We start from the raw sequence: 2,179 nt of genomic DNA, 5'->3' as shown, positions 1-2,179 counted from the left end.
CGGACGCGCACGCCGCCGCGACCGCCCAGAGCAACACCTGGCTCTACTCGGACGGTTCGGTGCTCACCCGCACCGGCCAGACCAACCGGCAGAACATCTGGGGCGACCAGCTCCCGGACGTCCGCCGCGACATCGCCGGCCTGGCCCAGGCGATCGCCGCCCGCGAGCCGGTCGTGCTGCTGGCCCGCCCCGAGCAGCAGGACGCCGCCCGGAAGGCCTGCGGCGCGGCCGTCGAGGTCGTCCCGGTCGCCGTCGACGACCTGTGGGCCCGGGACACCCTGCCGGTGTTCGTCGAGGAGGGCGGCACGGTCAAGGGCGTGGACTTCAACTTCAACGGCTGGGGCGGCAAGCAGCGGAGCGGCAACGACTCCAAGGTCGCCCGGGCGGTGCTGGCCAGGTACGGCGTGGAGCGGATCGAGACCCCGCTGGTCGCCGAGGGCGGCTCCTTCGAGACCGACGGCCAGGGCACCCTGCTGGTCACCGAGAGCTCCGTCGTCAACGACAACCGCAACCCCGGCCTGAGCCGGGCCCAGGTCGAGGCGGAGCTGAAGAAGGCCCTCGGCGTCACCAAGGTGATCTGGCTGGCCGGCGTCAGGGGCCAGGACATCACCGACGCCCACGTCGACTGCCTGGCCCGCTTCGCCGCCCCCGGCGTGGTCCTGCTCGACCAGGCCTTCCCCGGCGGCCCGGCGGACGTGTGGTCCCGCGCGGCCGACCAGGCCCGCGGTGTCCTCCGGGACGCCACCGACGCGACCGGCAGGAAGCTGCAGGTGATCGAGCTCCAGCAGCCGGACCCGGACAAGATCACCGGGCGCGGCGACGCCTTCGTCTCCTCGTACATGAACTTCTACGTCGGTACCAAGGGCGTCTACCTGCCCAGGTTCGGCGACACCCGGGCCGACGACCGGGCCCAGCAGGTCCTGAAGCAGTACTACCCGGGCCGGGAGATCGTCCCGGTCAGGATCGACGCGATCGCGGCCGGCGGCGGCGGCATCCACTGCGCCACCCACGACGTCCCGGCCCTCGGCTGACCGCGAGAGCGGGGGCTGCGTGCCGCTACTTCTCCACGGTGTACCGCAGCTGGGCGAAGCCGCCGAGGTCGGTGGCCGATTCCAGGCGCAGCGGGACGTCCTCGGCCAGTTCGCCGAAGAGCCGGTGACCGGCGCCGATGAGGACCGGGGCGACGCTGATGACGAACGCGTCGACACGTCCGGCGCGGACGAAGCTCTGGATGAGGCGTCCACCGTCGGGGTAGACGTGCCGGATCCCGCGCTCGTCGAGATCGGCGACGAGGCCGGCCATGTCGCGGTAGACGGTGACGCGCGGGTCGGCGTCCTCGGGGAGCGTGGTGCTCAGGACGCCGACGTGGCGGTCACCGTAGTGCCAGGCCTCCTCGCCGAAGCCGACGACCTTGTCGTACGTGTTGCGGCCCATGACCACGGCGTCGACCGAGTCGAGGAACGCGAAGTAGCCCAGGTCACCGGCGCTTTCGCCGCGCGAGGTCAGCCAGGCGATGTCGTCGTCGGGGCGGGCGATGTAGCCGTCGAGGCTGGTGCCGATGAAGACGGTGGCGGTGAAGGTCACGGGGTCCTCCGGAGCAGGTGGTCGAGGTCGTCGTGGAGCAGGGCGGCGGGATCGCCGTCGCCGGTGAGGGCCCACCGCAGCAGGGAGCCGTCGGTGGTGACCTGGACGGCGCGCGCCAGGCGGGGGATGTCCGTACCGGACGGGAGCTCGCCGCTCGCGACGGCGTCGGCGAGCAGCTCCCGCAGCGCCGCGTCGACCGCGCGGGTGTGTTCGGCGGCGTGCACGCGGAACTCCGGGTCGGAGAGGTCGAGTTGGAGCATGCCGAGGTGATTGGCCAGTTCCTCGGGGGTGGACATGTGACCGGCGAACTCGTCCGCGGCGGCGTGCAGCGCCGCCAGGGGCGAGTCGTGCGCGGCCCGGGCCCGCCGGTAGGGCGCGGCGGCGTTCGCGGCGGCGTCCGCGGCGAACGCCAGCAGCAGGCCCCGCTTGGAGCCGAAGCGCTGCGACAGCGTCGCCGGGGAGACGCCCGCTTCGGCGCCGACGTGCGCCAGGGTGAGAATGGGCATGTCCGGGATTCTCCCATCCCGAACACGCCCGCCGTCCGCCGGCCCGGCCTCCGAGGCCCCGGCCCGGTGCGTCAGGCCGCGGCCCGCTC

General features: G+C 73.4%; 3 protein-coding genes. 1 reads left to right on the top strand and 2 read right to left on the bottom strand.

What is annotated here, in order from left to right:
* The first annotated feature begins 59 nt into the window (after window positions 1–59).
* Window positions 60–1,031 carry an agmatine deiminase family protein gene (locus tag ABZW03_RS40105; RefSeq protein ID WP_355269717.1) on the top strand — a complete coding sequence of 324 codons (972 nt, stop codon included), beginning with the start codon at window positions 60–62 and terminating at the stop codon, window positions 1,029–1,031.
* 25 nt (window positions 1,032–1,056) lie between these two features.
* On the opposite strand, the gene ABZW03_RS40100 is transcribed toward ABZW03_RS40105, so the two are convergent.
* Together ABZW03_RS40100 and ABZW03_RS40095 are read right to left on the bottom strand one after the other, a co-directional pair.
* Window positions 1,057–1,584, bottom strand: coding sequence for a dihydrofolate reductase family protein (locus ABZW03_RS40100; RefSeq protein WP_355269715.1), 528 nt, complete (start codon window positions 1,582–1,584; stop codon window positions 1,057–1,059).
* The gene (locus tag ABZW03_RS40095; protein WP_355269713.1) at window positions 1,581–2,090 is read right to left on the bottom strand and encodes a TetR/AcrR family transcriptional regulator; all 510 of its coding nucleotides are present in this window, start codon (window positions 2,088–2,090) and stop codon (window positions 1,581–1,583) included. The genes ABZW03_RS40100 and ABZW03_RS40095 overlap by 4 nt, the downstream gene beginning before the upstream one ends.
* Window positions 2,091–2,179 lie beyond the last annotated feature (89 nt).

Origin of the sequence: Kitasatospora sp. NPDC004799 (assembly GCF_040609095.1) — a bacterium.
Classification (GTDB): Bacteria; Actinomycetota; Actinomycetes; order Streptomycetales; family Streptomycetaceae; genus Kitasatospora.
The sequence above is the reverse complement of the archived record's forward strand: the minus strand, read 5'-3'. Positions and strand labels throughout refer to the sequence as shown.

Bases quoted from the DNA above. Each gene is read 5' to 3' on its own strand.
- ABZW03_RS40095 (WP_355269713.1), bottom strand. From the start codon at position 2,090: ATGCCCATTCTCACCCTGGCGCACGTCGGCGCCGAAGCGGGCGTCTCC.